Raw genomic sequence first — 4,424 nt, 5'->3', positions numbered from 1 at the left:
ACCACGGTGCCCTCGAACTCGGTGAGGAAGGTCTCCAGCCACGCCACGGACTCCGCGTCCAGGTGGTTGGTGGGCTCGTCGAGCAGCAGCATGTCGGGCTTTGACAACAGTAGCCGGCACAGGGCCACGCGGCGCTTCTCGCCGCCGGACAGGGTGGTGACGTCCGCGTCCCACGGCGGCAGGCGCAGGGCGTCCGCCGCCTGCTCGAGCTTGCGGTCCAGATCCCAGGCACCGGCGGCCTCGATCTGGTCCTGGAGCTTGGCCTGTTCGGCCATCAGGGCCTCGAAATCCGCGTCCGGATCGGCGAACTGCGCGGAGACCTCGTTGAACCGGTCCACCAGTGCCTTGGTCTCGGCCACGCCGTCCTCGACGTTGCCGCGCACGTCCTTGGCCGGGTCCAGCTCCGGCTCCTGGGGGAGGTAGCCGATGTTGATTCCGGGCTGTGGTCGCGCCTCGCCCTCGAACTCGGTGTCCACGCCCGCCATAATGCGCAGCAGCGTCGACTTGCCGGAGCCGTTGAGGCCGAGTACGCCGATCTTGGCACCGGGGAAGAACGACAGGGAGATGTCCTTGAGGATCTGCCGCTTGGGGGGAACGACCTTGCCCACGCGGTTCATGGTGTAGATGTACTGGGCCATTGGCAGCTATCGGATCTCTTGGTCGGAACAGGGCGGAATCGCGCCCGGGGGCGCGCCTGAATTGTGAGGCTCCCGTGTGGTTCCTCGAATCAAGTGCAGTTTAAGGGCTTCTCCGGTGGGGATAAAGGCGCCCGCAAACGTTTACTCAGGTGTCGAGTGAAGGAGGAAATCATGAAACGGCTGTTCAATACGATCACGGCGGGCGCGCTGGCGCTCGCGGCATTGCCGGCGCTCGCCGCGGGTACCGCGACGGTGCGCGTCGGCGGCGATTCGCAGGGGGGCATGAAGCCCGTGAATTTCGCCTGGAGCGATGACGGCGAGGTCCGCATGGAGGCGCCCGGCCAGGGCGGCTACATGCTCGTGCGCGACGGCCGCGCCTATGCGGTGCGCGGTAGCGGCGCCGATGCCACGGTGTTCGACCTGACCGCCCTGCGCGAGGGTCGTGACGGGCAGGCCCCCACCGGCGCAAGCAACGAGCTGCTCGAGCTGGAGTCCCTCGGCGAGAGCGTCACCGTCGCCGGCATGGATGGCGAGGTCTACCGGATGCGCTGGCGTCAGGAGGGGGAAGAGAAGTCCGGCCGTGTCGTCCTCAGCGACGATCCGCGGGCGCAGTCCCTGAGCGATGCCTGGGGGGCGATGATCCGCGGCATGGGAGCGGACGGTGGCGAGGACGGGATCATGGCCGAACTCAAGGAACGCGGGGTCGGCATGCTCCGGATCGAGGGTCAGTACGAGGTCGTCGAGATCTCCGGCGACAGCCTGGCCGCCGAGCGGTTCGAGCTGCCCGCCGAGCCCGTGGATCCGCGCAAGATGATGCAGCAGCAGGGCGGCCAGTAGCCCCGTGCCCGGATGTCCGGCGGTCCGGTGTGCCGGCCGCCGGTGTCCGCGTGGCGGAGGGGCGCGTCAGCCCTTGCCCTTGGTGCGCGTCTTGCCCGCCTTGCCTTCCTTCTCGATGAACTGGACGATCGCACCGGCGACGTCCTTGCCGGTGGAGGTCTCGATGCCCTCCAGCCCCGGCGAGGAGTTCACCTCCAGCACCACCGGTCCGTGGTTGGAGCGCATGATGTCCACGCCGGCGACATTGAGCCCCATGATCCGGGCCGCGCGTACCGCCGTCTGACGCTCCTCGGGGGTGATGCGGATGGGGGTGGCGGCGCCGCCGCGGTGGACGTTGGAGCGGAACTCCCCTTCCTTCGCCTGGCGCTTCATCGAGGCGATGACCCGGTTGCCCACCACGAAGCAGCGGATATCCGCGCCGCCGGCCTCGCGGATGAACTCCTGGGTGAGGAAGTAGGCGTTCAGGCCGTGAAAGGCGTCGATCACGCTTTCCGCGGCCTTGGTGGTCTCGGCGAGCACCACGCCCTTGCCCTGGGTGCCTTCGAGGAGCTTGATCACCAGCGGGGCGCCGCCGACCAGGCTGATGAGGTCCTCGTTGTCGTCCGGCGAATAGGCGAAGCCGGTCACCGGCAGGCCGATGCCACGGCGCGCGAGCAGCTGCATGGAGCGCAGCTTGTCCCGTGAGCGGGTGATCGCCACGGACTCGTTGAGCGGGAACACCCCCATCATCTCGAACTGCCGCAGCACGGCGGTGCCGTAGAAGGTCACCGAGGCGCCGATGCGGGGGATCACCGCGTCCGGCGAGTCGAGGATGTCGCCCTTGTAGTGCACCTCCGGGCGGTGTGCGCTGATCTTCACGTAACAGCGCAGCGGGTCGACGACACGCATGGTATGGCCGCGCTCCCGTCCGGCCTCGACGATGCGGCGCGTCGAGTACAGGCGGGCGTTACGGGAGAGGACATGGATCTGCAGTGGCTCGGCCATTCGTATCTCGTTCCACGCTGGCTACTGCGGATGACGGGGGCGGCGGACGTCCGCCCCGGCGTAGGGGGTGCCCCGGATGACGTGCACCGCCCGGTGCCCGCTCACCGCGGTGGCGGGCGTTGAACCCATACTTCGCTATCCGCCGCGCCGGCCAGGTACGAGGCACCCGGGTCCACGAGGAGGCGGCGTTTCATGGCGCGGCGGCCGATGAGCATCCGAAAGCCCATGGTATCGCGGTTGGTCAGTGACAGATCAATGGAAAATCGCTGTCCCGCGATGAGCACTGGCGTGCGGATCACGATGCGTCGTTCGCGGTGGCCGGTGGAGCTGGTGACCACCCGTTCGTCGAGGACGTCCGCGGCACAGTGCACGGTGCGATCGGTACGGCGCTGCAGGGGATGGACTTCGAAGGCCACCCGCTCACGACCGTTGTCGCTGAAGCGGTGGATGTGGATCGCGTGCAGCGCGGACGTCGCCGCGCCGGTGTCGACCTTCGCCTTCACCGCCTCGATGCCCAGCTGGGGCAGGCCAATCCATTCCCGCCAGCCTACCCACAGTCGCGGCCGGCTACGGCGTCGCGCGCGTGTGCTCATGCCCCCGGTATCCCGTTGCGGATGACGCCCCAGTGTTGGCGCTGACGCGGTGTTTGGCAACCGGGCGGTTACCGTTGCCGGCGCAGGCTGCCCGGGGTGACGCCGTAATGGCGTTTGAACGCGCTCGCGAAGTTGCTCACGTGCCGGTAGCCGAGCCGGAAGGCGATCTCCTTGATCCCCAGCGGCGTGTCTGCGAGCAGCTGGTGGGCCATCTCCAGCTTGCGCTGCTGCAGCCACTGCACCGGCGGCACGCCGTAATGGGCCTTGAACGCCTGCATCAGGCGCGTCGCTCCCAGTCCGGTCTCCCGGCCGAGCTCGTCGACCGAGGGCGGGGAGGCCGGGTGTTCGAGCAGCCCGGCGGCGGCGTCGCGCACGCGGGCCACCTCCCAGGCGCTCAGGTGTGTGCCCGGCGAGTCGTCGCGGGTCAGGGATTCGAATGCCCCGCTGACGACCTCGAGCAGCCGACCCTCCAGCGACAGGCGTCGGATCTCGCCGTGGTAGGGGCTGGAGAAGAGCTGTCCCACGGCGGGGCGTAACGCCGCGTCCATGTGCCGGTGCAGCTCGAATGCGTCCGGGGCGTGACGCCGGCCGATCGCTGCCACCGGCGTCGGGAGGCGGGCGCCTTCAGAGAGGCGCTCGAAGAGATCGTTCGAGAGGGTGATGCCGACCGTCCGGATCCGGCTTCGCGCCGGCAGCCTGAAATCCACCCAGCGCTCCGCGGGCATATGCCAGTGCCAGTGGCCGTCCCGGATGGTGCGGGGCCGGTCGACACCGGGGATGAACACCTCGAAGGCGGTCTCCCAGGGGATGATCAGGCCGATCTCGTGCAGGTCGCTCTCGTCGGCGGCCAGGATGTTTACCGGATCCGCGCCGGTGTGGCCGTCGGCGAGGATGGCCCGCACCCCGTGCGCGGTCTGCACCGTCTCGAAGCGCATGTGCCCGCCCGGCAGCGGCATCTCGGCCATGGTCGGCGGCTGCTCATGCGGGACCGGGCTGTCGAATATCCATTCGACGGTCCTTGCGCCGGATTTCATCAGTGTCACCCCCTGTGCCGGGCGGAAGGGCCCCGGTCTGTTCCCGGGGCCGCCAGCTTCCCGCGGCGACGATTATTCTGCAGCCGCGATTTGTTATGCATCAAATCCAGCCGTATTGAGACGTGCGCGCGCCCTGCAGAGACTTAAAGCCACAAGAAACCCGCGCCGGCAATGGGCACCGCGGGCGAAAGGCTGTGGCCTGTATCCGGTCCGGGCGGCTAACAGCCGACTAACGCAACGGGTAGTAGGGTACCGCGCCGCAGCCGTGGTGCCGGCCCGGCTGCCGTATTCAGCGAGGGCAATAAGGATGTTCGGTTGCACGATGGGTGACGGGGATA

At 68.5% G+C, this 4,424-nt stretch carries 5 protein-coding genes; 1 reads left to right on the top strand and 4 read right to left on the bottom strand.

Going from position 1 to position 4,424, the window contains the following annotated elements; translation table 11 throughout:
* The coding region (locus tag G7A99_RS16135) for an ATP-binding cassette domain-containing protein (protein WP_163142023.1) at positions 1-638 on the bottom strand (638 nt) is incomplete at its 3' end.
* A gap of 171 nt (positions 639-809) precedes the next feature.
* Here G7A99_RS16135 and G7A99_RS16130 point away from each other — a divergent pair.
* On the top strand, positions 810-1,475 hold the full coding sequence (locus G7A99_RS16130) for a hypothetical protein (protein WP_163142020.1): 666 nt from the start codon (positions 810-812) through the stop codon (positions 1,473-1,475).
* 66 nt (positions 1,476-1,541) lie between these two features.
* On the opposite strand, the gene rimK is transcribed toward G7A99_RS16130, so the two are convergent.
* The 3 genes from rimK to G7A99_RS16115 form a co-directional block, all read right to left on the bottom strand.
* Entirely contained in the window at positions 1,542-2,459 is a 918-nt protein-coding gene (gene rimK, locus G7A99_RS16125; RefSeq protein ID WP_371807626.1) for a 30S ribosomal protein S6--L-glutamate ligase, read from the bottom strand.
* Between the two features lie 101 nt (positions 2,460-2,560).
* A complete protein-coding gene (locus tag G7A99_RS16120) occupies positions 2,561-3,052 on the bottom strand; it encodes a RimK/LysX family protein (protein ID WP_163142017.1) in 492 nt (163 codons plus the stop codon).
* A gap of 68 nt (positions 3,053-3,120) precedes the next feature.
* On the bottom strand, positions 3,121-4,086 hold the full coding sequence (locus G7A99_RS16115; protein ID WP_163142014.1) for an AraC family transcriptional regulator: 966 nt from the start codon (positions 4,084-4,086) through the stop codon (positions 3,121-3,123).
* Positions 4,087-4,424 lie beyond the last annotated feature (338 nt).

This window comes from Arhodomonas sp. KWT (genome assembly GCF_010993615.1).
This window is presented reverse-complemented; position numbering and strand designations above follow the sequence as displayed.

Bases quoted from the DNA above. Each gene is read 5' to 3' on its own strand.
- G7A99_RS16130 (WP_163142020.1), top strand. From the start codon at position 810: ATGAAACGGCTGTTCAATACGATCACGGCGGGCGCGCTGGCGCTCGCG.
- rimK (WP_371807626.1), bottom strand. From the start codon at position 2,459: ATGGCCGAGCCACTGCAGATCCATGTCCTCTCCCGTAACGCCCGCCTG.
- G7A99_RS16120 (WP_163142017.1), bottom strand. From the start codon at position 3,052: ATGAGCACACGCGCGCGACGCCGTAGCCGGCCGCGACTGTGGGTAGGC.
- G7A99_RS16115 (WP_163142014.1), bottom strand. From the start codon at position 4,086: ATGAAATCCGGCGCAAGGACCGTCGAATGGATATTCGACAGCCCGGTC.